The organism is Streptomyces sp. NBC_00572, from assembly GCF_026341815.1.
In the GTDB taxonomy this organism is placed as follows: Bacteria; Actinomycetota; Actinomycetes; order Streptomycetales; family Streptomycetaceae; genus Streptomyces.
The window spans coordinates 2,260,270-2,282,475 of sequence record NZ_JAPENX010000001.1 but is presented as its reverse complement, the minus strand read 5'-3'; the positions used below and the strand labels follow the sequence as shown (position 1 = coordinate 2,282,475).

Annotated in this window: 23 protein-coding genes; 14 read left to right on the top strand and 9 right to left on the bottom strand. The window is 71.2% G+C overall.

Annotated features, from left to right (window positions below):
- Positions 1 to 4: 4 nt before the first annotated feature.
- Positions 5 to 1,465, bottom strand: a complete 1,461-nt coding sequence (locus OG514_RS10335; RefSeq protein ID WP_266893113.1) for an FAD-dependent monooxygenase — start codon at positions 1,463 to 1,465, stop codon at positions 5 to 7.
- A gap of 115 nt (positions 1,466 to 1,580) precedes the next feature.
- On the opposite strand from OG514_RS10335, the gene OG514_RS10330 reads away from it, so the two are divergent.
- Both OG514_RS10330 and OG514_RS10325 read left to right on the top strand, forming a co-directional pair.
- Entirely contained in the window at positions 1,581 to 2,141 is a 561-nt protein-coding gene (locus tag OG514_RS10330) for a TetR/AcrR family transcriptional regulator (protein WP_266893111.1), read from the top strand.
- 56 nt (positions 2,142 to 2,197) lie between these two features.
- The gene (locus tag OG514_RS10325; protein WP_266893109.1) at positions 2,198 to 2,683 is read left to right on the top strand and encodes a MarR family winged helix-turn-helix transcriptional regulator; all 486 of its coding nucleotides are present in this window, start codon (positions 2,198 to 2,200) and stop codon (positions 2,681 to 2,683) included.
- A 3-nt stretch (positions 2,684 to 2,686) separates the two neighbouring features.
- On the opposite strand, the gene OG514_RS10320 is transcribed toward OG514_RS10325, so the two are convergent.
- Both OG514_RS10320 and OG514_RS10315 read right to left on the bottom strand, forming a co-directional pair.
- A complete protein-coding gene (locus OG514_RS10320; protein ID WP_266893107.1) occupies positions 2,687 to 3,427 on the bottom strand; it encodes a Mut7-C RNAse domain-containing protein in 741 nt (246 codons plus the stop codon).
- Between the two features lie 151 nt (positions 3,428 to 3,578).
- The gene (locus OG514_RS10315; protein ID WP_266893105.1) at positions 3,579 to 4,430 is read right to left on the bottom strand and encodes an NAD(P)H-binding protein; all 852 of its coding nucleotides are present in this window, start codon (positions 4,428 to 4,430) and stop codon (positions 3,579 to 3,581) included.
- A 134-nt stretch (positions 4,431 to 4,564) separates the two neighbouring features.
- Between OG514_RS10315 and OG514_RS10310 the strand changes: the two genes are divergently transcribed.
- On the top strand, positions 4,565 to 5,014 hold the full coding sequence (locus tag OG514_RS10310; protein WP_266893103.1) for a GNAT family N-acetyltransferase: 450 nt from the start codon (positions 4,565 to 4,567) through the stop codon (positions 5,012 to 5,014).
- Positions 5,015 to 5,020: 6 nt separating this feature from the next.
- Here the strand turns inward: OG514_RS10310 and OG514_RS10305 are convergent, their stop codons facing one another.
- Both OG514_RS10305 and OG514_RS10300 read right to left on the bottom strand, forming a co-directional pair.
- Positions 5,021 to 5,563 carry a GNAT family N-acetyltransferase gene (locus tag OG514_RS10305; protein ID WP_266893101.1) on the bottom strand — a complete coding sequence of 181 codons (543 nt, stop codon included), beginning with the start codon at positions 5,561 to 5,563 and terminating at the stop codon, positions 5,021 to 5,023.
- A 14-nt stretch (positions 5,564 to 5,577) separates the two neighbouring features.
- Complete coding sequence (locus tag OG514_RS10300; protein WP_266893099.1) at positions 5,578 to 6,435, bottom strand: helix-turn-helix domain-containing protein; 858 nt, start codon at positions 6,433 to 6,435, stop codon at positions 5,578 to 5,580.
- An 84-nt stretch (positions 6,436 to 6,519) separates the two neighbouring features.
- Between OG514_RS10300 and OG514_RS10295 the strand changes: the two genes are divergently transcribed.
- The gene (locus tag OG514_RS10295) at positions 6,520 to 7,104 is read left to right on the top strand and encodes a TIGR03086 family metal-binding protein (RefSeq protein ID WP_266893097.1); all 585 of its coding nucleotides are present in this window, start codon (positions 6,520 to 6,522) and stop codon (positions 7,102 to 7,104) included.
- Between the two features lie 185 nt (positions 7,105 to 7,289).
- Here the strand turns inward: OG514_RS10295 and OG514_RS10290 are convergent, their stop codons facing one another.
- Positions 7,290 to 7,538, bottom strand: coding sequence for a hypothetical protein (locus tag OG514_RS10290; protein ID WP_266893095.1), 249 nt, complete (start codon positions 7,536 to 7,538; stop codon positions 7,290 to 7,292).
- Positions 7,539 to 7,808: 270 nt separating this feature from the next.
- On the opposite strand from OG514_RS10290, the gene OG514_RS10285 reads away from it, so the two are divergent.
- Positions 7,809 to 8,657 (top strand): ABC transporter substrate-binding protein, encoded by an 849-nt coding sequence (locus OG514_RS10285; RefSeq protein WP_266893093.1) that lies wholly within the window; start codon positions 7,809 to 7,811, stop codon positions 8,655 to 8,657.
- Between the two features lie 64 nt (positions 8,658 to 8,721).
- Here OG514_RS10285 and OG514_RS10280 read toward each other — a convergent pair whose 3' ends face one another.
- On the bottom strand, positions 8,722 to 9,141 hold the full coding sequence (locus tag OG514_RS10280) for a MerR family transcriptional regulator (protein ID WP_266893091.1): 420 nt from the start codon (positions 9,139 to 9,141) through the stop codon (positions 8,722 to 8,724).
- Between the two features lie 136 nt (positions 9,142 to 9,277).
- Between OG514_RS10280 and OG514_RS10275 the strand changes: the two genes are divergently transcribed.
- On the top strand, positions 9,278 to 11,260 hold the full coding sequence (locus OG514_RS10275; RefSeq protein WP_266893089.1) for an APC family permease: 1,983 nt from the start codon (positions 9,278 to 9,280) through the stop codon (positions 11,258 to 11,260).
- A 62-nt stretch (positions 11,261 to 11,322) separates the two neighbouring features.
- On the opposite strand, the gene OG514_RS10270 is transcribed toward OG514_RS10275, so the two are convergent.
- Positions 11,323 to 11,949: a hypothetical protein gene (locus OG514_RS10270; RefSeq protein ID WP_266893087.1), complete on the bottom strand. Its 627-nt coding sequence runs from the start codon at positions 11,947 to 11,949 to the stop codon at positions 11,323 to 11,325.
- Positions 11,950 to 12,179: 230 nt separating this feature from the next.
- Here OG514_RS10270 and hemL point away from each other — a divergent pair, with 230 nt between their 5' ends.
- The 8 genes from hemL (at position 12,180) to OG514_RS10230 (ending at position 20,625) form a co-directional block, all read left to right on the top strand.
- Positions 12,180 to 13,526: a glutamate-1-semialdehyde 2,1-aminomutase gene (hemL, locus tag OG514_RS10265; RefSeq protein ID WP_266893085.1), complete on the top strand. Its 1,347-nt coding sequence runs from the start codon at positions 12,180 to 12,182 to the stop codon at positions 13,524 to 13,526.
- Positions 13,523 to 14,227: a histidine phosphatase family protein gene (locus OG514_RS10260; protein WP_266893083.1), complete on the top strand. Its 705-nt coding sequence runs from the start codon at positions 13,523 to 13,525 to the stop codon at positions 14,225 to 14,227. Before hemL ends, OG514_RS10260 begins: the two co-directional genes overlap by 4 nt.
- Before the next feature lie 243 nt (positions 14,228 to 14,470).
- Entirely contained in the window at positions 14,471 to 15,751 is a 1,281-nt protein-coding gene (locus OG514_RS10255; protein WP_266900815.1) for a hypothetical protein, read from the top strand.
- Positions 15,752 to 15,828: 77 nt separating this feature from the next.
- Entirely contained in the window at positions 15,829 to 16,434 is a 606-nt protein-coding gene (locus tag OG514_RS10250) for a TlpA disulfide reductase family protein (RefSeq protein WP_266893081.1), read from the top strand.
- A 4-nt stretch (positions 16,435 to 16,438) separates the two neighbouring features.
- Positions 16,439 to 17,176 (top strand): cytochrome c biogenesis CcdA family protein, encoded by a 738-nt coding sequence (locus tag OG514_RS10245; RefSeq protein WP_266893080.1) that lies wholly within the window; start codon positions 16,439 to 16,441, stop codon positions 17,174 to 17,176.
- A gap of 5 nt (positions 17,177 to 17,181) precedes the next feature.
- Entirely contained in the window at positions 17,182 to 18,972 is a 1,791-nt protein-coding gene (locus tag OG514_RS10240) for a cytochrome c biogenesis protein ResB (protein ID WP_266893078.1), read from the top strand.
- A complete protein-coding gene (ccsB, locus tag OG514_RS10235) occupies positions 18,969 to 20,054 on the top strand; it encodes a c-type cytochrome biogenesis protein CcsB (protein ID WP_266893076.1) in 1,086 nt (361 codons plus the stop codon). The genes OG514_RS10240 and ccsB overlap by 4 nt, the downstream gene beginning before the upstream one ends.
- A gap of 37 nt (positions 20,055 to 20,091) precedes the next feature.
- Positions 20,092 to 20,625, top strand: coding sequence for an SRPBCC domain-containing protein (locus tag OG514_RS10230; RefSeq protein WP_266893074.1), 534 nt, complete (start codon positions 20,092 to 20,094; stop codon positions 20,623 to 20,625).
- A gap of 6 nt (positions 20,626 to 20,631) precedes the next feature.
- Here the strand turns inward: OG514_RS10230 and OG514_RS10225 are convergent, their stop codons facing one another.
- Positions 20,632 to 22,203, bottom strand: a complete 1,572-nt coding sequence (locus OG514_RS10225; RefSeq protein ID WP_266893072.1) for an ABC transporter substrate-binding protein — start codon at positions 22,201 to 22,203, stop codon at positions 20,632 to 20,634.
- Positions 22,204 to 22,206 lie beyond the last annotated feature (3 nt).

Below are 22,206 nucleotides of genomic sequence, written 5' to 3'. Positions count from 1 at the left end.
CGTCTCAGCGGCTCGTCCAGTGGACGTAGCCGTCGGGGCGGACCAGTACCGCGGTCCTTCGCGTCGGGTCCGTCCAGGTGGCTCGTACGAGGCGCTCGGGTGAGACCGGGGCGGTCTCGGGGAGGGCCGGGGGCTTGCCCTCCGGGGCGATCAGCACGAACTCGCCCGCGCGCAGCAGCTCGTAGAGACGGCCTTCGCGCAGTCTCAGGTCCGGTGCGCGGCGGCCCGCGGGGCGCCTGGAGCCCGTCGGGGGCGCGTACGCGATGCCGATTCCGCTGATCATGCTCATCGCGCGGGCGGAGGCGGGTCGAACCGCGCCCAGGAAACGGGCGGCGAGGGAGCGGGCGGTGCGGGTGAGCGGGGTGTGGGCCATCGCGAGGCGTACGAGCGCGCCGCTGGTGCGCAGCACGGTGGCGCCGACGGGGTGCCGCTCGGACTGGTAGCTGTCGAGGAGGGCTTCGGGGGTGGGTGTGTCGCCGCGCAGGACGGCGGTGAGCTTCCAGGAGAGGTTGGCGGCGTCCTGGAGGCCGGTGTTCATGCCCTGGCCGCCGGCGGGGGAGTGGACGTGGGCGGCGTCACCGGCGAGGAAGACCCGGCCCACCCGGTAGGCCGGTGTCTGGCGCTCGTCGCTGTGGAAGCGGGAGATCCAGCGGGCGTCGTGCATGCCGAGGTCGGTGCCGAGGGCGCGGCGGGTGATCTCGCGGACCTCGTCGAGGTCGACGGGCTCGGTGTCGGCGACCTGGCGGGTGCGGCTCCAGCCCATCACCCGGTACCAGCCGTCGCCGAAGGGGGCGAGGAAGGCGAAGGTGTCGCCGGAGCCGCTGACGCTGAACGAGTCGGCGGGCTCCTCCGTGAGGCGGACGTCAGCGAGGACGAGGGAGCGGATCACGGAGCCGCCGGGGAAGGGCAGGCCCAGGGTGGTGCGGACCGTGCTGCGGACGCCGTCCGCGCCGACGAGGTGGCGGGCGGTGAGGGTGAGCGGTGCTCCGTCGGCGTCGGTGAACTCCGCCGTGACCGTGTCGGCGTCCTGGCGCAGTCCGCGCAGCTCCGTCCCGTACCGGAAGGTGACCCCCGCGGTGACCGCCCGGCGCTCCAGGAGGCGCTCCACTTCGTACTGCGGGGTGACGAGCAGGTGGTTGAAGCGGCTGGGCAGCCGGGTGAGGTCGAGGTCGAGCCGGCCGAAGAGCTTGGCGCTGTCGAGGGTCGTGCCCGTGGTGAGGAGCTCGTCCGCGAGGTCGCGGGCGTCGAGCTGCTCCAGGGTGCGGGCGTGGACGCCGAAGGCGCGGGTCATGTTGGCGAGGCCGGGCGGGCGGCGCTCGACGAGGGTGACGGCGATGCCGGCGGCGGCGAGGTCGCCGGCGAGGAGCAGGCCGGTGGGGCCCGCGCCGATGACGAGGACCTGGGTGTCCGTCGTCCCTGTCATCCCTGTCGTCCCTGTCGTTTCCGTGGTCTTCGTGGTGCTCATGGCTGCCTCCAGGGTGCCCACGACCGTTGGCCAACATCTGTTGGTCAACGCTTGTTGGCGACTGTAGGGGCGGCTCGGATGGAATGTCAACGCTTGTTGGCCTACAGTCGTTGGTATGACGACCGCCCGCCGTTCCGACGCCACCAGAGCCGCCATCCTGGAGGCCGCCCGCGAGCGCTTCGCCTCCGACGGATACGACCGCGCCACCATCCGGGCCATCGCCCGGGACGCCGGGATCGACCCGTCGATGGTCATGCGCTACTACGGCAACAAGGAGGGCCTGTTCGCCGCCGCCTCGGCGATCGAGCTGGACCTGCCCGAGCTGGGCGGCCTGCCCGCGCGGCACATCGGGGCGGTCCTGGTCACCCACTTCCTGGAGCGCTGGGAGCGGGACGACGTCCTCACCGGGCTCCTGCGGGTGGGGGTCACCAACGCGGCCGGGGCCGAACGGATGCAGGCGATCTTCGCCGAGCAGCTCGGGCCCGTGACCCGGGGCGTCTGCCCCGACCCCGCCGAGGCCCCGCGGCGGGCGGGGCTCGTCGCGTCCCAGATCCTCGGCATGGCGCTCACCCGCTATGTGCTGAGGCTGCCGCCGGTCGTCGAGATGTCCCCCGGGGAGATCGTGGCCTGGCTCGGCCCGACCGTGCAGCGCTATCTGACCGCCGAGGCGCCCTGAGGACACCCGTGGGTGCGGACCGGGACGGGGCGGTGCCTGCTTCGTACAATCTCTGCATGACGCAGAAGAGTTCCGCCCGGCGTGAGGCCCTGATGACCGAGCTGCAGGGAGAGGCCCGCCGCTACATGGCGGCGTACGCCCTGTTCAACCAGGCCGTCGCCGATCACCTGGGGCTCCACCCGACCGATGTGCAGTGTCTGAACCTGCTCAGCCTGGAGGAGGCGCCGGTGACCACCGGACGGGTCGCCGAGCTGACCGGGCTCACCACCGGCTCCGCGACCCGCCTCGTCGACCGTCTTGAGCGGTCCGGGTACGTGACGCGCGAACGGGACACCGAGGACCGGCGTCGGGTTCTCGTGGCCCTAGTGCCCGAGCGGATCGCGGAACTCGGCGCCTTGTGGCGCAAGCTCAACAGCACCTGGGGCACGATGTTCGACGTCTACAGCGACGCCGAGGTCGCCCTGCTCATCGCCCATATGCGGCGTACCGTCGAGGTCAGCGCCGCGCAGATCGAACGGCTGCGTGGCGGCGACCTGGACTGACCGTCAGCCGGCCGTCGCGCCGCCGAACTCCCGTACCGCGTCGGAGACGATCGCCTCAAGACGGGCGTGGTGGGCGCCGCGCCAGTAGACCCGGCCGCACTCCACACACTCGGCGAACACGTCGTACGACTTCTCCGTGCCCTGCTCCAGGCGCTCGCGCACCGCGTCCTTGTCGGCGTCGCTCAGTTCCCCGTTGCACGCCGTGCACCGCGTCCAGGGCGCGAGTGGCGGCGCGAAGCGCTCAAGGACGTCCCGGAGCTGGTCGTCCGGGCGGTCGCTGTAGATGTAGGCCCCCGCCCACAGTTCACGACGGCGCAGCAGTCCGCGGTCCCGCGAGAGCATGACGCGCCGTTCGCGCGCGGAGAGGGTGGCCAGGGCGGGGTCGCCGATGTCCTCGCTCTCGTAGGCCGCGTCCACCCCGAGCAGCCGAAGTCGCCGGGCCAGCGTGCCGAGGTGCACGTCGAGCAGGAACCGGAGGGGCGCGCCCGGCGGTACCGACTGCGGGCGGGCGACGCCCTCCACCTCGACGGTCTCTCCAGCCGCGGGGACGTGCGAGGTGTCGACGGGCCGCCCGTCGACCAGAAGCCGGCCGGCCTCGGTGAGGGGCACGCCGAGCGACTCCACGACGTGGCCTAGCGAGGAGGCCCCGTCGGTGGTCACGGGTGTCGGGCCCGAGCGGCGGTCCGCCGAGACGAAGAGCCCCAGGCCGGGGGCGAAGCTGATGTGGATCTCCGGTCCGTTCACGGGGACAGGATCGCATCGGGGTGGGAGGGGCGGCCAGGGAATTCGCCGTCGGTGGACCCGGACTCGGTGGACCCGGTGGAGTCCGGGGAGCTCGGGAGCCCGGTGGCGAGTCGGGTCGCCTGTCGCCCGTCGGTCCGGGGTGTCGGGCCCCTCAGGGGCGGAAGGCCTCCTCGTGGTCGGCGATCCAGGTGGCGAAGGCGCGGGCTGGGTGGCCGGTCAGTTCCTCGACCGTGCGGGTCAGTGGTGTCGGTCGGCCGTCGTTCGTGGCCCAGTAGGAGAGGAGGGCTTCGGCGAACGCCTCCGGCATGAAGCCGGCGACCGACCGCTTCCACTCCTCGGGGGTCACGACGGTGTGGGGCGCGGGTCGTCCCGTCACCTCGGCGAGTATCGCCAGCTGCTCGACGAAGGTCAGCGACTCGGGGCCCGTCAGCAGATACGAGGAACCGCGCAGTCGGGGCTCGGTGAGCACCGCGAAGGCCGCCTCGGCGACATCGCGCTCATGGATCGGATCGCCGTACGAGTGCGGATGGGGCAGGGCGGGGCCACGTCCGTCCCGGAGCGCCCAGGCCCACTGCAGGGTGTTGGTGGCGAAGGCGCCCGGCTGGAGGTGGGTGGCCTCGAAGGCTCCGGCGTCCGCGGCGGCGGAGAGGGCGCGCTCGGCGGCGAGGTGGGAGGCGGCGATCGGGTTCTCGGCGGCGTCCGGCGCGAGGACGGAGCTGGAGGAGAGAAGGACGACGTGCTCCACGCCCGCGGCGCGGGCGCGGTCGGCGAAGGCCTCGGCGTGGGTCGCCTCGGCGTAGAGGAAGACGGAGTCGACGCCGGTCAGGGCGGTGTCGAAGGTGGCCGGATCGGTGAGATCGCAGCGCACGGTGTCGACGCCGGGCGGTGGGGAGAGGTCCGTGGGGTTCTTGGAGGCGGCTTTCGCCTTGATCCCGGCGGCGTCGAGGAGGCCGAGCAGGGTGGAGGCGACGCGGCCGCGGCTGCCGGTGACGAGAACGGTCATGAGGAGTGTCCTTCCAAGGGCGAGTCAGGGTGAGTCGTATGCCTTCGTGGCGCATCATCTGCGTCACGCAGATAAATATCCAGGGTCGTGCCCTGCGCGTCAACCCGGATAAAACCCTGAGGTACCGTCCCGGCATGAAGATCATCGACCTCGAACCCGGCGACCCCCGGCTGGAGAACGACCTCCTGCCCGTTCTCGCCGAGCTCCGCCCTCACCTCACCCCGGATCTCTTCCGCGAGGTCTACGAGGCCGGACACCCCCAGGGGCTGCGCTTCAGCGCCGCCTACTCGGACGAGGGCCGCTGCGTCGGCGCGGCCGGCTGGCGCATCGTCATCAACACCAGCTCCCTGCGCAAGCTCTACGTCGACGACCTCGTGACCGCCGCCGCCACCCGCTCCACCGGGGTCGGCCACGCGCTCATCGGCCACCTGGAGGAGCACGCCCGCGCCGCCGGCTGCCACGAGCTCAACCTGGACTCCGGCACCCACCGCACCGGAGCCCACCGCTTCTACCTGCGCGAGCGCTTCGACATCGTGGCCTTCCACTTCACCCGGCCGCTCACCACACCGGAAGACGCCTCCTAGCAGCGCCTAGAGCGCCTCCCGGCCCGGCTTCTCCAGGTCGAGGCGCCAGTCGTTGCAGCGCATCGGGCACCCCGGCGGATACTCGAAGTCCCGCTCGCCGAGCAGCTCGAACCCCGCCTTGCGGCACACCGCGTTCGACGCGGCGTTCTCCGTCGACGGGAACGCGTGGAGAAAACGGTGGAGGCCCGCGGCCCGGGCCTCCACCGCCACCGCGCGCGTGGCGGCGCTCGCCACGCCCCGGCCCTGGAAGCCCGGCAGCACGGCCCACCCGGTCTCGTACGCCGGCTCGCCGTCGCCGGTCCGCACCCAGAAGCCGATGCTGCCGGCCACGGCCTCCTCCGGCAGAAGCACGATCCGGAACATCCGCCCCGCGCCCGTGTCGTCGGCGCTCAGGTCCACGTACCGCCGGTGGCGCCGGACGAGCTGCTCCTCGCTCTCCGGGCCGCCCAGGTGCTCCATCAACTCCGGTGCGTTCAGGGCGCGCAGCAGGCCGGCGTCGGCCTCGGACCAGGGTTCGAGCCGTACGGGCGAGGCGGTGTCGGTGTCCATGTCCGTACGGTAGGTCAGGGCACCGACAGTCCACGGGCGTACGCCGTCGGCGGCACCCCGACGGTCGCCGTGAAGTCCCGTACGAGATGGGCCTGGTCGCTGTAACCCAGCTCCGCCGCCAGTGCCACCCAGTCCGGGGCGTCCGCACTCTCCGCGGCCTCGGCACGCTCCAGGGCCTCGTGGATGCGGTAGCGCAGGATCACCCACTTCGGACCGACGCCGACCTGGGTCGCGAAGAGGCGCTGGAGCGAGCGCGCCGACAGGCCCGTCGCCGAGGACAGCTGGGCCACCTTGCGGATCGCGCGGTCGCCCCGGACCAGGTCCACGAGCTCCATGGCCCGGTGGGCGGCCGGGTCGGGGGCGGGGCCGTGGGCGAGGAGGAAGGCGTCGAGTGCCGCCACGCGCGCGTGGTCGGTGGCGGGGGAGAGGACGGCGGACAGCGGTTCGTCGTCGCCCCGGTCCGGGAAGACCTCGGCCAGGGGGACCCGGCGGCCCGTCCAGTTCGACACCGGCCACGCGGGCGCGAAGGGCCGGAAGCCGCCGGGCCGGAACTGCACCCCGCAGACCCGGCCCGCCTCCGTCAGCTTCTGGGTGAACAGGCCGAGCCCGACCCCGGCGACCTCGGCGGAGGCGCGCACCTCCGCCGCCGGGGCGCCGATCGCCCCGTACCGCTGGAAGACGATGTTCACCGACGGGTGCGGGACGACATGGGTCGCGTACGGCTCCGGCAGCTCCCAGTCGATCAGCCAGTAGTGCTCCAGATAGGGCCGCAGCTCCGGCGCCGGGGTGTGGCGGCGGAAGCGGACGTGGGTGAGCAGTTCGGCGGGGTCGACGATGCCGCGGGTGTCCCGGCGGGGAGCGGAGTCGGACATGCTCCGATGCTAGGGGCTGTCTCATTCTCGCCCTGGCGTGTTTCTTCAAGACGGGGGTGGGCAGGCTGCTCTAGCGTCGCCCCCATGACGAACCAGGCCCCGCCCCGCATCGGCGATCTGCTCCGCAGTGCCGCCACCCGTGCCACGCCGCTGGTCAGGGACATCGACGACGCCTCGCTCGGTGCGCCCACGCCCTGTGCCGAGTACGACGTCCGCGCCCTGCTGAACCATCTCCTCGGCGTCGTCGTGCACTTCCAGGCGCTCGCCGCCAAGCAGGCCGCCGATCTCGACTCCACCAAGGACTGGCTCGCCGAGGCCGAATGGCGGGACCGCTTCGAGATCGAGGCCGGGAAGCTCGTCGAGGCCTGGTCGGCGCCCGGCGCCGAGGAGGGCACCACCGGGGGCATGGGGATGCCGGCGCGGGCCGTCGGATCCATGGTGCTGCTCGACCTGACCGTGCACGCCTGGGACCTGGCCCGTGCCACCGGGCGGAGCTTCGCACCCGACCCGGCCGTGGTCGAGGGGCTCGTCGAGGAGGTGGAGCGGATGGCGCCCATGGCCCGGAAGATGAGCGTCTTCGGGGAGGCCGTCGACCTGCCCGCCGACGCCACCCTCTTCGAGCGGCTGCTCGCGACGACGGGCCGCGATCCGCGCGCCTGGGAGGCCTGAGCGGTCTGAGAGGCCTGAGCGGTCTGAGAGGCCTGAGGGTTCTGCCGGCCTGAGGGTTCTGAAGGGACTGAGGGGCTTAAGGGGCCTGAGAGGCCTGAGGGGTCTGAGAACCGTCGGCCGCACGGACTCCCGGAGAGGCGCGGCTCGGCGCAGGCGGCCGGCCGAGGCCCGGGGAGCGCCGCCGCTCAGCGCAGGCGGCCCGCCGAGCCCAGGGAGAGCCGCGAGACGACCTGGCCGAAGGTGTGCTCCTCCGCGGGCGTCAGCTCTATCGACTCCTGCGGATGCCAGACCCGCTCCAGCGGAGTGCGCGCCCGGTCACGGCGGTCGCGGGCGCGGGCGCGCAGACCGAGCGACAGCCACACCACCGTCGAGACGGCGAGTAGGCCGAAGAGCGTGATCACACGGGGGTCGGAGAACTGGCCGGGCAAGGACATGACTCACTCCAGGGCGTGAGGGCCGCCCGTACGCTGCGCGCCCGGGCAGGTGGCGCGGGGGCACGAGGGCGTCGACGATTCCTCCTGCTTCCTCCCGACGTGTTCAGTTAACACCACCCTGGGGGACTTTCGGCAGGGGGTCCGGGACCTTGGTCCCGGACCGGGCGGGCCCCGGTGGCGCGCACGGCCGGCAGGCCCTCTTGTGCGGGCCGTGGAACCGCTCCAAGGTGACCGGAAGAGGCACATTCCGGCCGGGGAGGGAGCAGCCGTATGTCCGGGGCACAGGCATGGGGATTCACGGACGACAGGGGTACGGAGTTGGGGGCGGCACGGGTGCCGCGGAGGGTGATCGCGTACGTACGGGCCGGGGCCGCCCTGTGTGACCTGGGCGTGACGCCGGTCGCCGTGTACGGCTCCGGCCACGACGGCGAGGTCCTCGATCCGGCGAAGGAGGGCGGGCTGCGGGCGGCCGCGGTGACGTACCTCGGGCCGGGCCGGGTCCTGGACGAGGGACTGCTGCGCGAGCTCCGGCCGGACGTGATCGTCGACGTGACCTACGACGGGAAGAGCCCCTACGCGCTCGACGAGGCCGTCGCCGAACGGCTCGGGGTGCCGCTCGTCGCGCTCTCGGTCGGCAACGAGCTCACCCTGCCGGCGATCCTCGATCGCTTCGGCGCGCTGGCGGTGAGCCTGGGGGCCGCGCCGCGCGCCGAAACCCCCGCCGAGGGTTCCCCGGCCGAGCTCCGGGCCGCCGAGGACGCGCTCCGGGAGGTGGCCGCCCGGTCCGGGTTCGCCGTGCTCGCGCTCTCCGGGGCCGGGCCCGACCAGGTGCATCTGGCCCGGCCGCTCGCCTGGCCCGAGCTGGCGAGACTCGCCGAGCTGGGCGTCCGGCTCGTCGACCCGGGTCCCGGTCCCGGGGCGAACTGGCTCACCGGGGACTGGGACCGCGCCGCCGATCTCCGCCCCGACCTGGTCCTCTTCGACAGCCGGGCCCATGCCACGGCGCCGGACGAGGCCCTGTCCGGAGCCCGGTTCACACCCTGGAACCCGGAGACCCCGCCCAGCCCGGCCGCCTACGCGCGCTTCTTCCGAGCCCTGGCCGAGGCGCTCGCGGTCTGACTCGACGCAAGAGCCGCCCGCCGTCCGCCCGTCCGCCCGTTCGCCTGTCAGGCCGGTGTCGCCGTCAGGCCGGGGTCGCGGTGAGGCGGGTGCGGCGGAGGGAGTCGGCGAACTCCTCCGCGCGGGAGAGCTGGGCCCGCAGTTCGGCGACCCGCTCCGCGGCGGCCTGCTCGTAGCCGCGGACGCGGGCCACGAGCACGGCCCGCTCGTCCGGGTCGAGCTCGGTGTCCGTGCCCGCGCGCTCGGCGGCGAGCAGGTCCACGGCCGTGAGGAGTTCGCGCGTCTCGTCGAGGGTGAAACCGAGCGGCTTCATCCGGCGGACGACCATCAGCCGGGACACGTCCGCGTCCGTGTAGAGCGGGAAGCCGCCGGGCGAGGCCGCGGACGGGACGACCAGGCCGCTGTCCTCGTACTGCCGGATGGTGCGCAGGGACAGTTCGGTCCGTGCGGCGACCTCGCCGATCTGCATGGGCTCGCCGGCCATTCGTACTCCTCGCACGCCTCGTACTCCGCTCACGCGTCAGGGTCCTTCCTCGTACGGGGCTCCCACCGGGCGTACGGGGTCCCCACAGGGCGCGGCTTCCGCGCATTACATACCATTCGTCCTAACTTCAGCACTTATGAGAGCTGGAAGTGCGGCGAAACGCCTGCTCGTAGGTCGTCCGTTGGACAGCGGCCGGCTCGGGGAGACCCTGTTGCCGAAGCGGGTCGCCCTGCCGATCTTCTGCAGCGACCCGCTTTCCTCGGTCGCGTACGCCACCGAGGAGATCCTGCTGATCCTGGCCCTCGGCGGCCTCGCCGTGCTCCATCTGGCCTGGTACGCGGCGGTCGGCATCGTGATCCTGCTCCTGGTCGTCGTCGCCTCCTACCGGCAGACCTGTTACGCCTATCCGGGCGGCGGCGGGGCCTATGTCGTCTCCGCCGAGAACCTCGGGCAGACCGCCGCGCTCACCGCCGCCTCCGCGCTGCTCATCGACTACGTGATGACCGTCGCCGTCTCCGTCGTCTCCGGGGTCGCCGCGATCACCTCGGCCGTCCCCTCGCTCGACGGGCACGCGGTGGCCATGTCGGTGTTCTTCGTGGCCCTGCTCGCCTTGATGAACCTGCGCGGAGTACGCGAGTCGGGACGCTGGTTCGCCATCCCCACGTACGCCTTCGTCGCGGTCATCTACCTGATGTTCGCGGTGGCCGCCGTACGGATGGCGACCGGTTCGACGATCCGCGCCGAGTCCGCGGTCCTGCCCGTCCACGCGGTCTCCACCTACTCGGGGATCGCGCTCGTGCTGCTCGCCCTGCGTGCCTTCGCCTCCGGCTGCACCGCGCTGACCGGTGTCGAGGCCGTGAGCAACGGCGTACCGGCGTTCGCCAAGCCCAAGAGCCGCAACGCGGCGATGACGCTCGCGATCATGGGCGGGCTGTCCGTGACCATGTTCTTCGGGATCACCGTGCTCGCGATGGTCTACGAGGTCCATGTCGCCGAGGACCCCACCGAACTCGGACTCCCGCCCGGCACCCCGATGTCCACCGCGCTCGCGCAGATCGGACGGGCCACCTTCGGCGACTGGCACGTCCTCTTCTACGTGCTCCAGGCCGTCACCGCGGGCGTCCTGATCCTGGCGGCCAACACCGCCTTCAACGGCTTCCCGATGCTCGCCTCCGTGCTCGGCCGTGACCGCTACGCGCCGCGCCAGCTCTTCCACCGCGGCGACCGGCTCGTCTACTCCAACGGCATCGTCCTCCTCGCGCTCGCCGCGATCGTCCTCATCGTCGCCTTCGACGCGGAGCTGACCCGCCTCATCCAGCTCTACATCCTCGGCGTCTTCGTTTCCTTCACCCTTTCCCAGGCCGGGATGGTCAAGCACTGGCGGCGAGAACTCGCCACACCCGCCGGGCGCGCCGACCGTCACAACATCCACCGCCGGCTCACGATCAACGCCTTCGGCGCCTGTCTGACGGCGGTCGTCCTCGTCATCGTGCTCATCACCAAGTTCACCCACGGCGCCTGGCTCGTCGTCATCGCGATGCCGGTGCTCTTCGCCGGGATGAAAGGGGTGCGGCGGCACTACGACGCCGTCGCCGCCGAGGTCGCCGTCGACCCCCACGAGCGGCCCCACGCCCTCGCCGAGAACCACGTCCTCGTCCTGGTGGCCTCGGTCAACGCACCCAGCCTCCGGGCCCTGTCGTACGCGAAGACCCTGCGTCCCGCCTCGCTCACGGCCGTCACCGTCGCCGAGGACCCGGCGGAGGCGGAGGTGCTCCGCGCGACCTGGGCGGCCCGCGGCATCGACGTACCCCTGCGGGTGCTCAGCTCCCCGTACCGCTCGATCGTCCAGCCGATCCTGCGGCACGTCCGGGACGCGCCCGAGCGGACGGGGGACGCGGTGATCTCGGTGGTCATCCCCGAGTACGTGGTGGGGCACTGGTGGGAGCAGCCGCTGCACAACCAGAGCGCGCTGCGCCTCAAGACCCGGCTGCTGTTCATGAAGAACGTCGTCGTCATCGACGTGCCGTACCGGCTGGCCTCCGCTCGCGAGCTGGCCGCCGAGCGCGCGAGGGCGGCGAAGGCCGCGGAAGCGGCGCGAGACGCCGAGAAGCGGGCCTGACGCCCTACCGCGCCCCTGCCGCGCGAGACGCCGGGACGCGGGCCTGACGCCCTACCGCGTCCCTACGGCCACACCAGGCAGTACGGCTGGTGGCCCGCCTCGTGGAGGCGGACCGAGAAGTCCTGCCACTCGTGCAGCAGCTGGTAGACGTCGAACGCGTCGCGCGGGCCGCCGCGGTCGGGGACCGTGGACCAGATGAAGGCGGCGGCGCCGACCGATTCCTCGCCGATGGCGCGGAGCGGGTCGACGACGGTCATCGGCAGCTTCACCACCGCGTAGTCCGGGTGGAGGACCACCAGCTCCAGCGGCGGCACCTTGTTGAGGGGCATGCCCTGGATGCCGGTCAGGACCATGGCCGCTATGGTCTCCGGCTTGATCTTGGTGAACATGCCGCCCATGCCGAGCTCGTCGCCGCCGAGCTCCTCGGGGCGCATCGAGATCGGGACGCGCGCCGCCGTGGCGCCGTCGGGCGCGCCGAAGTACTTGTACGTCACCCCCAACCGGCCACTCCCGCTTCCGGTGACCGGTTCTCCCGGAGGGCCCGATGTCCCCGGGATGCCTGGAATGCCTGGAGTGCCCTGGGCTCCCGAGCTCGGGTCCTCGCTCCGCCGGCGCCGGTGCCTCCCCCGGCGGGCAGACTCCGGACCCAGATCGTCCGTCCCCTCGCCCGGTCCGCCACCGCGATGCATATCTCCACCCGACTGCTTTTTCTCGGCAACACGACCCCGCCGCGCAACCCGATCATCGTGTCAGTGACCTCCCCCGCGTTCGTACGGTGAAACACCTGTCCGCAAGAACGCCGTGGCCTCTGACACCATGGATTCCGTGAGTCATCCCTATGACGCCCCAGTTTCGCAGACGCGGAGGGCGAACGCCCCGGCGTAATACCCAGGATGTTCACACCGTCCCTCCGTTCCCGATGTCGTGCCCGAAGTCGTTCTCGCAGGTCAGGATCACAGTGCCGTATTCATACGAAGCCCCAGTCTCACAGACGCTTTTCGACCGCGCTTCCCTCGTGACGCCCGGCGGCGTGAACTCACCGGTGCGTGCCTTCCGGGCCGTGGGCGGAACGCCCCGGTTCATGGTGTCCGGTTCCGGTCCCTACCTCACCGACGCCGACGGTCGTGAGTACGTCGACCTGGTGTGCTCGTGGGGTCCGATGATCCTCGGCCACGCGCACCCCGAGGTCACCGCCGCGGTGCAGCAGGCCGTCGTCCGCGGCACCTCCTTCGGCACGCCGGGCGAGGGCGAGGTCGCGCTCGCCGAGGAGATCGTGGCGCGCGTCGAGCCCGTCGAGCAGGTGCGGCTCGTCTCCTCCGGCACCGAGGCGACGATGTCCGCGATCCGGCTCGCCCGCGGTTTCACCGGGCGTGCCAAGGTCGTGAAGTTCGCGGGCTGCTACCACGGCCACGTGGACGCGCTGCTCGCTGCGGCCGGTTCCGGCGTCGCCACCCTGGGCCTTCCCGACACGCCCGGCGTGACCGGCGCCCAGGCCGGGGACACGATCGTGCTCCCCTACAACGACCTGGAGGCCGTACGGGCCGCGTTCGCCGCGCACCCGGGCGAGATCGCCTGTGTCATCACCGAGGCCTCGCCCGGCAACATGGGCGTCGTGCCGCCGGCCGCCGGCTTCAACCAGGGCCTGGCGGACCTGTGCGGGGAGAACGGCGCGCTGTACATCTCCGACGAGGTGATGACCGGTTTCCGTACGTCGAAGGCGGGCTGGTACGGCGTCGACGGCGTCAAGGCCGACCTGCTGACCTTCGGCAAGGTCATGGGCGGTGGCTTCCCGGCCGCCGCGTTCGGTGGCCGCGCCGACGTCATGGGTCACCTCGCCCCGGCCGGGCCGGTCTACCAGGCGGGCACCCTCTCCGGTAACCCGATCGCGACCGCCGCCGGGCTCGCGCAGTTGCGGCTGCTCGACGACGCGGCGTACGCCAAGGTGAACGCGGTCTCGAAGGAGATCCAGGGCCTGGTCACCGGCGCGCTCGCGAAGGAGGGCGTGGCGCACCGGCTGCAGACCGCGTCCAACATGTTCTCGGTCTTCTTCGCCGCGGACGAGGTGCGCAACTACGACGAGGCGAAGCAGCAGGAGGCCTTCCGCTTCAACGCCTTCTTCCACTCGATGCTGGCCGACGGCGTCTACCTGCCGCCGTCCGCGTTCGAGTCCTGGTTCGTCTCGGCCTCCCACGACGAGCGGGCGATCGAGCGGATCGCCGCCGCCCTGCCGGCCGCCGCCCGCGCCGCCGCGGAGGCGACGGCATGAGCGACGTGACGAGCTCCCCGAAGAGCGACCAGGACATCACCGTCGTCCATCTGATGCGGCACGGTGAGGTGCACAACCCCGACGGTGTCCTCTACGGGCGTCGCCCCGGCTACCACCTCTCCGAGCTGGGCCGGCAGATGGCGGACCGGGTCGCCGAGCACCTGGCCGACCGGGACATCACGTACGTCGTCGCCTCCCCGCTGGAGCGGGCGCAGGAGACGGCCACGCCGGTCGCCAAGTCGCACGGTCTGGATCTGGCGAGCGACGAGCGGCTCATCGAGGCGGCGAACGTCTTCGAGGGCAAGACCTTCGGCGTCGGTGACGGGGCGCTGCGCAAGCCGGCGAACTGGAAGCACCTGACGAATCCGTTCCAGCCGTCCTGGGGCGAGCCGTACGTCGAGCAGGTCGTCCGCATGATGGGCGCGCTCGACGCGGCGAAGGACGCGGCCCGCGGGCACGAGGCGGTCCTGGTCAGCCATCAGCTGCCGATCTGGATCGTCCGCAGCTTCGTGGAGAAGCGCCGGCTGTGGCACGACCCGCGGCGGCGGCAGTGCACGCTCGCCTCGCTGACCTCGTTCACGTACAAGGGCGACAAGATCGTCTCGGTCGGGTACAGCGAGCCGGCCCGGGACCTCGTCCCGGCGCATCTTCTTGCCGGTGCGAAGCCGGTGAAGGGGAAGTCGAAGGCCTTCGGGGCGTAGTTCTTCCGGGTTCTTCCGGGGCGAGGTGTAGTCCTTCGGTGAAGGAGTACGGCCCCGCTGGACAGCGCGGGAGCGCACGGTCCACAGTGCAGGGCGGTCAGGTGGTGTTCATGCCAACCTGACCGCCCTGAAATTTTTGTGCGAATTCCCGGAACCTCCGTGTTCCTCCCGGCATCTCACTCATTGTCGGTTTGGATGACGTTCAGTTCATACGTCAGCGCGAATGGGGATGTCATGCGCGGGATCAGCGGGATCAGTCGAAGGGGGCTGCTCGGGGCAGGCGTTGGCGCCGCGGCGGCGATGGGAATCGCCGCGTGCAGCACCGGCAACCAGGACAAGCCGGGGCGTTCCGGACCGGGCAAGGGGGGTGACGTCTCGGCGGACCCGAGCACGGCCACCCCGACCAAGGACGACGTCCGTCTCATCGGTGACGGTTCCACCGCCGACACCGGGAAGCAGCCGCACCAGCCCGACGCCCCCGTCCCGCTCGAACCCGGCCAGACCCCGCCCCAGTTCGTGATCTTCTCCTGGGACGGCGCCGGAGAGGTCGGCAACGGCCTCTTCCCGCGCTTCCTCGAACTCGCCAAGAACCACGACGCGGCGATGACCTTCTTCCTCTCCGGGATCTACGTCCTCCCCGAGTCGAAGAAGAACCTCTACCGCCCGCCGAACAACCGCGTCGGCGCCTCGGACATCGGCTACCTCACCGACGACCACATCAAGGACACGCTGAAGTACGTCCGGCAGGCCTGGCTCGAAGGCCACGAGATCGGCACCCACTTCAACGGGCACTTCTGCGGCGGCTCCGGCTCCGTCGGCAACTGGACCCCGGCCCAGTGGCAGAGCGAGATCGACCAGGCCATGAAGTTCGTCACCGAGTGGAAGACGAACAGCGGCTGGACCGACCTCGACCCGCTGCCCTTCGACTACTCCAAGGAGCTCGTCGGCGGCCGTACCCCCTGCCTCCTCGGCCAGGACAACCTGCTGCCCACCGCCAAGCGGCTCAACTGGCGTTACGACGCCAGCTCGCCCGGCGGCCGGCAGATGTGGCCCACCAAGCGCCAGGGCATCTGGGACCTCCCGCTGCAGGCCGTGCCCTTCCCCGGGCACTCCTTCGAGGTCCTGTCGATGGACTACAACATGCTCGCCAACCAGTCGAAGAACACGACGAAGGGCATGCCCTCGCGCTATCCGGGCTGGCGCAAGCAGGCGACCGAAGCCCTTCTCGGCGGCTTCACGCGCGCGTACGAGTCGAATCGCGCGCCTTTCTTCATCGGCAACCACTTCGAGCAGTGGAACGGCGGCATCTACATGGACGCCGTCGAGGACGCGCTCAAGGGCATGGCCGGAAAGAAGGACGTCCGGCTCGTCTCCTTCAAGCAGTTCGTCGACTGGCTCGACGTCCAGGACCCGAAGATCCTCCAGCGGCTGCGCTCGCTGGAAGTGGGACAGAAGCCGACCGGCGGCTGGAACACTTTCCTCAAGCCCGCGTCGTCGACCCCCTCGTCCACCCCGTCCGCTTAGGCGATCTTGACAAGGGGCTTTACGGGCACGTAGGGGGGTGCCCAAGATCCCCCAAACGCCCATGCGAAACTTTTCACATGAGCCTTAGCCGTGCCCCTCGACGCACCCTGCTCGCCGTCGGAGTGCTGTCCGCCGCCCTCACGCTCTCGGCCTGCGGCGGCGACAGCAACGGCAAGTCCGGCGGCGGTGGCAACACCAACTTCGTGACCAACACGGGTGGTATCTCCACCGCGGCCAAGGGCGAGCGCGCCTCCACCGGAAAGCTGGCGGGCGAGACCCTCGACGGCAAGCAGCTCGACGTCGCCGACCTCAAGGGCAACGTCGTCGTCCTCAACGTGTGGGGCTCCTGGTGCGCCCCCTGCCGCGCCGAGGCCCCGCACTTCGCGAAGGTCGCCAAGGACCTCCAGGGCAAGGGCGTCGAGTTCGTCGGCCTCAACACCCGCGACCCCAACAAGCAGCCCGCCCTCGCCTTCGAAGAGGACTACGGGGTCGACTACCCCAGCCTCTACGACCCGCAGGGCAGGCTCATCCTCTTCGGCTTCCCCAAGGGCACGCTCTCCCCGCAGTCCATCCCCTCCACCGTCGTCCTCGACAAGGAGGGGAAGATCGCCGCACGCTCGCTCATGGCGCTCAACGAGGAGAAGCTCCGTTCGATGATCGAGCCTCTCCTCAAGGAGAAGTAGGCCCGTGGACGAGACGATCACCAGCGGAGCCCTGCTGCTCGCCGTGCCCGTCGCGGTCCTCGGCGGCCTGGTCTCCTTCTTCTCGCCGTGCGTGCTCCCGCTGGTCCCCGGCTACCTGTCGTACGTGACCGGGGTCACCGGCACCGACCTCGGCGAGAGCCGCCGAGGCCGGATGACCGCCGGCGCCCTGCTCTTCGTCCTCGGCTTCAGCGCCGTGTTCGTCTCCGGCGGTGCCCTCTTCGGCTACTTCGGGACGTACCTCCAGGCGTACAGCGACACGCTCAACATGATTCTCGGCGTCCTGATGGTCCTCATGGGCGTGTTCTTCCTCGGCCTGATGCCCTGGTTCACCCAGCGCGAGTTCCGCTTCCACAAGAAGCCCGTCGCCGGTCTGGTCGGCGCGCCGATCCTCGGCGCGCTCTTCGGCATCGGCTGGGCCCCGTGCATCGGCCCGACGCTCGCCTCGGTCAACGCCCTCGCCCTGGAGCAGGCCAGCGCGGGCCGCGGCGCGATACTCGCCTTCGCCTACTGCCTCGGCCTCGGCGTACCTTTCGTGCTCGCCGCCGTCGCCTTCCGCAAGGCGCTCGGCGCGTTCGGATGGGTCAAGAAGCACTACGTGTGGGTGATGCGGATCGGCGGCGGCATGATGATCGTCACCGGCGTCCTGCTCCTCACGGGCGCGTGGGACAACATGGTCGCCACGATGCAGGGCTGGTCCAGCGGTTTCACGGTGGGGATCTGAGTTCCATGAGCAAGACCGATACGACGGAGACCGAGCGCCACGCCGACGAAGCGGCCGGCGCCCAGCTCTCCACCGCACCCGTCGAGGACCGGAGCGAGCCCGTCATCGGCGGCCCCACCCTCGGGGTCGTCGGCTGGGTCCGCTGGTTCTGGCGGCAGCTGACCTCCATGCGGGTCGCGCTGATCCTGCTCTTCATGCTCTCCCTCGGCGCGGTCCCCGGCTCCCTCATCCCGCAGACCAGCGCGGACGAGCTGAAGGTGCAGGCCTTCAAGGACGCCCACGAGACGCTCACGCCGCTCTACGAGAAGCTCCAGTTCTTCGACGTCTACAGCTCGGTGTGGTTCTCCGCGATCTACATGCTGCTGTTCGTCTCCCTCATCGGCTGCATCGTCCCCCGCAGCTGGCAGTTCGTCGGTCAGCTCCGCAGCCGCCCGCCGGGCGCGCCCAAGCGCCTCGACCGGCTCCCCGCGTACACCACCTGGCGCACCGAGGCCGAGCCCGAGCAGGTCCGCGAGGCCGCGCTCACCCTGCTCAAGGGACGCCGCTTCCGCGCCCACACGGTCGGCGGCGCGATCGCCGCCGAGAAGGGCTATCTGCGCGAGGCCGGGAACCTGGCCTTCCACGTCGCCCTCATCGTCATGCTCGTCGCCTTCGCCTGGGGCCAGCTCTTCAAGTCCGAGGGCGGGAAGCTGATCGTCGAGGGCGACGGCTTCTCCAACACGCTCACGCAGTACGACGACTTCAAGTCCGGCTCCCAGTTCGGCATCGACGAGCTGGAACCGTTCAGCTTCAAGCTCGACGCCTTCAACGGCACGTACGAGAAGAACGGCCCCCAGCGTGGCACCCCCCGCACCTTCGAGGCGAAGGTCTCCTACTCCCAGGGCGGCGCCGACAAGAAGGCGGTCATCCGGGTCAACGAGCCGCTGAAGGTCGGCGACTCCAAGGTCTATCTGATCGCCCACGGCTACGCGCCCGTCGTCACCGTCAAGGACGGCCGCGGCAGGACCGTCTTCCACGGCGCCGTACCGCTGCTGCCCATCGACAACAACATCACCTCCACCGGCGCCATCAAGGTGATGGACGGCTACCGCGACAAGAACGACAAGAAGGAGCAGCTGGGCTTCCAGGCCTTCTTCGTGCCGACGTTCGCGGGCTCCGGCAAGGGCACGATGTTCTCCCAGTTCCCGGCGCTCGACTTCCCCGTCATGGCGCTCACCGGCTTCCACGGCGACCTGCGGGTCAACTCGGGGCTGCCGCAGAACGTGTACCAGCTCGACAAGTCCAAGATGGAGCAGTTCAAGGACGCGTCCGGCAACAAGCTCGCCGAGCGGCTGCTGCCCGGCGAGTCCATGACGCTCCCCGGCGGCGCCGGCTCGATCACCTTCGAGAAGGACATCAAGGAGTGGGCGAGCTTCCAGGTCTCGCAGCAGCCCGGCAACGGGCTCGCCCTCGCGGGCGCGATCGCCGCGATCGCGGGTCTGACCGGTTCGCTCTTCATCCAGCGGCGCCGGGTCTGGGTCCGGGCCGTGCGCGGTGAGGACGGCGTGACCGTCGTCGAGATGGCGGGCCTGGGACGCAGCGAGTCCGCGAAGCTCCCCGAGGAGCTGGGCGACCTCGCGGTCGCGCTCACGGCGGACGCGCCCCCGGCGCCCGACGCCGATCCTGAGGCCGTACCCCGGGACGTACGCGACGACGTGCGGTCCGGAGCTGTGAAGCAAGCCGATCCGGAAGACGTACCGGAACCCGCGGAAGAACCCGCAGAAGACCCTGCCCCTTCTGGAGAGGCCGACAAGTGATCCTCGCCGCCACGACCAACGAGAGCCTGGCGCGGATGAGCGACCTGCTCATCTACTCCTCGATGGCCGTCTACACCCTGGCCTTCTTCGCCCACATCGCCGAGTGGGTGCTGGGCAGCCGCAGCAAGGTCGGCCGTACCGCCGCCGCGCTCACCTCGCGGTCCTCGGCGGCCACGTCCGCCGTGACCGTCCAGGTCAAGCAGGCGGGCGGGGGCACCGCCGTCCTGGAGAAGCCGAAGGTCGTCACCCGGTCCGCGGCCGGCACCCGTGACGTACCGGACGGTCCCGGTGCCGCCGGTGGCACCGTCAAGGGCGATCTGTACGGCCGGATCGCCGTCTCGCTCACCGTCCTCGCCTTCCTGGTCGAGGCCTCGGGCGTGGTCACCCGGGCGCTCTCCGTGCAGCGGGCCCCCTGGGGCAACATGTACGAGTTCTCCACCACCTTCTCGACGGTGGCGGTCGGCGCGTACCTTGGCTTCCTCGTCGCCAAGAAGAACGTGCGCTGGCTCGGCCTCCCGCTGGTCACCACGGTCCTGCTCGACCTGGGCATGGCCACCACCTGGCTGAAGACCCCGAGCGACCAGCTGGTCCCCGCGCTCGACTCGTACTGGCTGTGGATCCACGTCTCCACCGCGATCTTCTGTGGCGCGGTCTTCTACCTGGGCGCCACCGCCACCCTGCTGTACCTCTTCCGCGACTCGTACGAGAACAAGCTCGCGACCGGCGGGAACCCGGGCGCCTTCGCCCGCTCCGTCATGGAGCGGCTGCCCTCGGCGGCCTCGCTCGACAAGTTCTCGTACCGGGTCAACGCGGCCGTCTTCCCGCTGTGGACCTTCACGATCATCGCGGGCGCGATCTGGGCCGGCGACGCGTGGGGCCGCTACTGGGGCTGGGACGCCAAGGAGGTCTGGTCCTTCATCACCTGGGTCGGTTACGCCGCGTACCTGCACGCGCGCGCGACGGCCGGCTGGAAGGGGCGGAAGGCCGCGTACATCGCGCTCATCGCCTTCGCCTGCTTCTTGTTCAACTACTACGGCGTCAACATCTTCGTCACCAGCAAGCACTCGTACGCCGGCGTCTGAGCTCGCGGGTGACGGGCCCCGGGGCCACGCTTGAGGTATGAGCGAGATACCCCGGGGCAGGTGCGAGGCCCACGACGGCGACACGCACCTGCTGCGGTTCGCCGTCGAGCTGTCCCACCCGCCGGCGGCGGTCTGGGAGGCCGTCTCCACCCCCGGGGGCCTGGCGGGCTGGCTGTGCGCGGCGGACCCGCTGGAACCCCGGCTCGGCGGCCGGGTCACCCTCCGCTGGCTGAACGGCGACACGGTGGTCTCGGGGCAGGTGACCGCCTGGGATCCCGGGTACGTGGCCGAGTACACGGTCGATCCGACGCACGGACGCATCCGGTTCCATCTGGAACCGGGGGCGCCCGGGGGCGGCGGGTCGACCGTGCTGCGTTTCACGAACGAGTTGCGGGCGGGGCGGGAGTACCGGCTGGACCGTCTTGCCGGGTGGCACGATCACTTCGAGCTGCTGGCCGACGCGCTCGACGGTGACCGGACGGACTGGGCCGCGTGGTCGTCCGAGCGGTGGCAGCAGCTGCGGGCGCTGTACGAGCGGGACGAAGCGCCCTGGCCCAAGTGGGTGCCGTAGGCCCGATTAGCCCTTCTTCGGCGGCAGGCAGGACGTCGTCGGTGGGTGGATCTCCGGCCAGGCGATCTGGACGAAGCGCTGGGTGCCGTCCTGGGCGAGTTCCACGATCGGGACCGCCTTGTTGTACGGGTTGCCGTAGTTGTCCAGGCAGATCCAGCCGCTCGCGCCCTGGACCCGGAGCGAGCCCTTGACCTGCGGCCACTGGGTGACCACGTCCGCGAGCTCCGGGTACTGCGAGCCCTGCGGGGTGGCCTGGCGGATCGCGTGGACCGCGAGCGCCATCGCGTCGTACGCCACGATCGCCTGGCCGTCGGTGAGCGGCACCGGCTCCTTCGAGGCGCGGGCGATGTCCGTCACGAAGGTCGAGTACGCCACCACCGAACCGCCGGTCGACGGGACCGGCCGCCCCTTCGCCGGCTTCCAGGCGTCCGGGTGGGCGAGCGCGGCGTACCGCACGGTCAGCTTCGCCTTCAGCGCGTTCCGGTCGAGCTTCTCGTCCGCGCCCAGGTACGAGCCCTCGTCGCCGGTCAGGATCGTGAAGGAGCGCTCGACGCAGCCGCGGGCGCCGAGCGCGTTGATGAACTGGCGCAGCTGGGTGTGGCGGCCGGCGAAGAAGACCGTCTCGGCGCGGGTGTCGCAGATCAGATGGGTGATCTGGCGGAAGGTGTTGGCGGTGGTGCCCTCGTCGGTGGGGTCGGCGGGCGAGGTGAAGAGCTGCGGCTCGTGGGGCGCGCCCTTCAGCGACGCGGCGAAGGCGGCCTTGAGGGTGTCGGTGTAGTGGTCGCCGCTGCGGGTGTCCTGGACGAGGAGCGCCTTGGCGGCGTCGACGCGGCCGAAGTTCGCCAGGGCCTTGGCCTCGTCGTTGTTGGTGGGGGAGACGCGTGCGAGGCCGGGATAGCGGTTGTGTCCGGGGCCCGGGCCGTTGGCGATGTCGTCGGCGGTGATGGTGGTGCCGACGACGGCGATCCCGGCGCCGGTGAGGGCGGTCACCGACTCGCGCATCTCGGTGGAGGAGGTGGCGACGCCGGAGACGGCCCGCAGCCGGTCGGGGGCGCCGGTCATATTGATGAGCCGGTCGACGGTGCCGCGCCAGTGGGCGTTGCCCTTGCCGGTGTTGGCGAGGACGAGGCGGATCTTCGGGGTCTCGCTGTTGGACTCGTGGTTGGCCCGGTACTGGTAGGCGTACGCGCCCTGGACCTCGTGCAGCACCTTGACCCGCATGCCGCTGTCGGTGGAGGTCAGCGGCAGGAGGACGGCGACGGTGGCGTACTCGTCGGCCTTGAGGGTGGCGTTCTCGGCGCCGATGGCCCGGGCGACCTCGGCGAGTTCGGGTATGCCGAAGGCGTGGCCGTCGCCGTTGACGCCGACGCACTCGCCGCTGCCCTCCGGTCTCTCGACGCCCGCGGCGCAGGAACGGTCCTCCGGGGTGGTGAGCCGGGCGATGCCGTAGCCGCCCAGGCCGATGACGACGGCGGCGGTGACGAGGGTCGCGACGAGCTTCTGGCGGGGGGTGCGGACGCGGCGCCGCAGCCGGTCGAGCGGTCGGCCGATGCGTGGGTCGGTCGGGCGGTCGGGCATGCC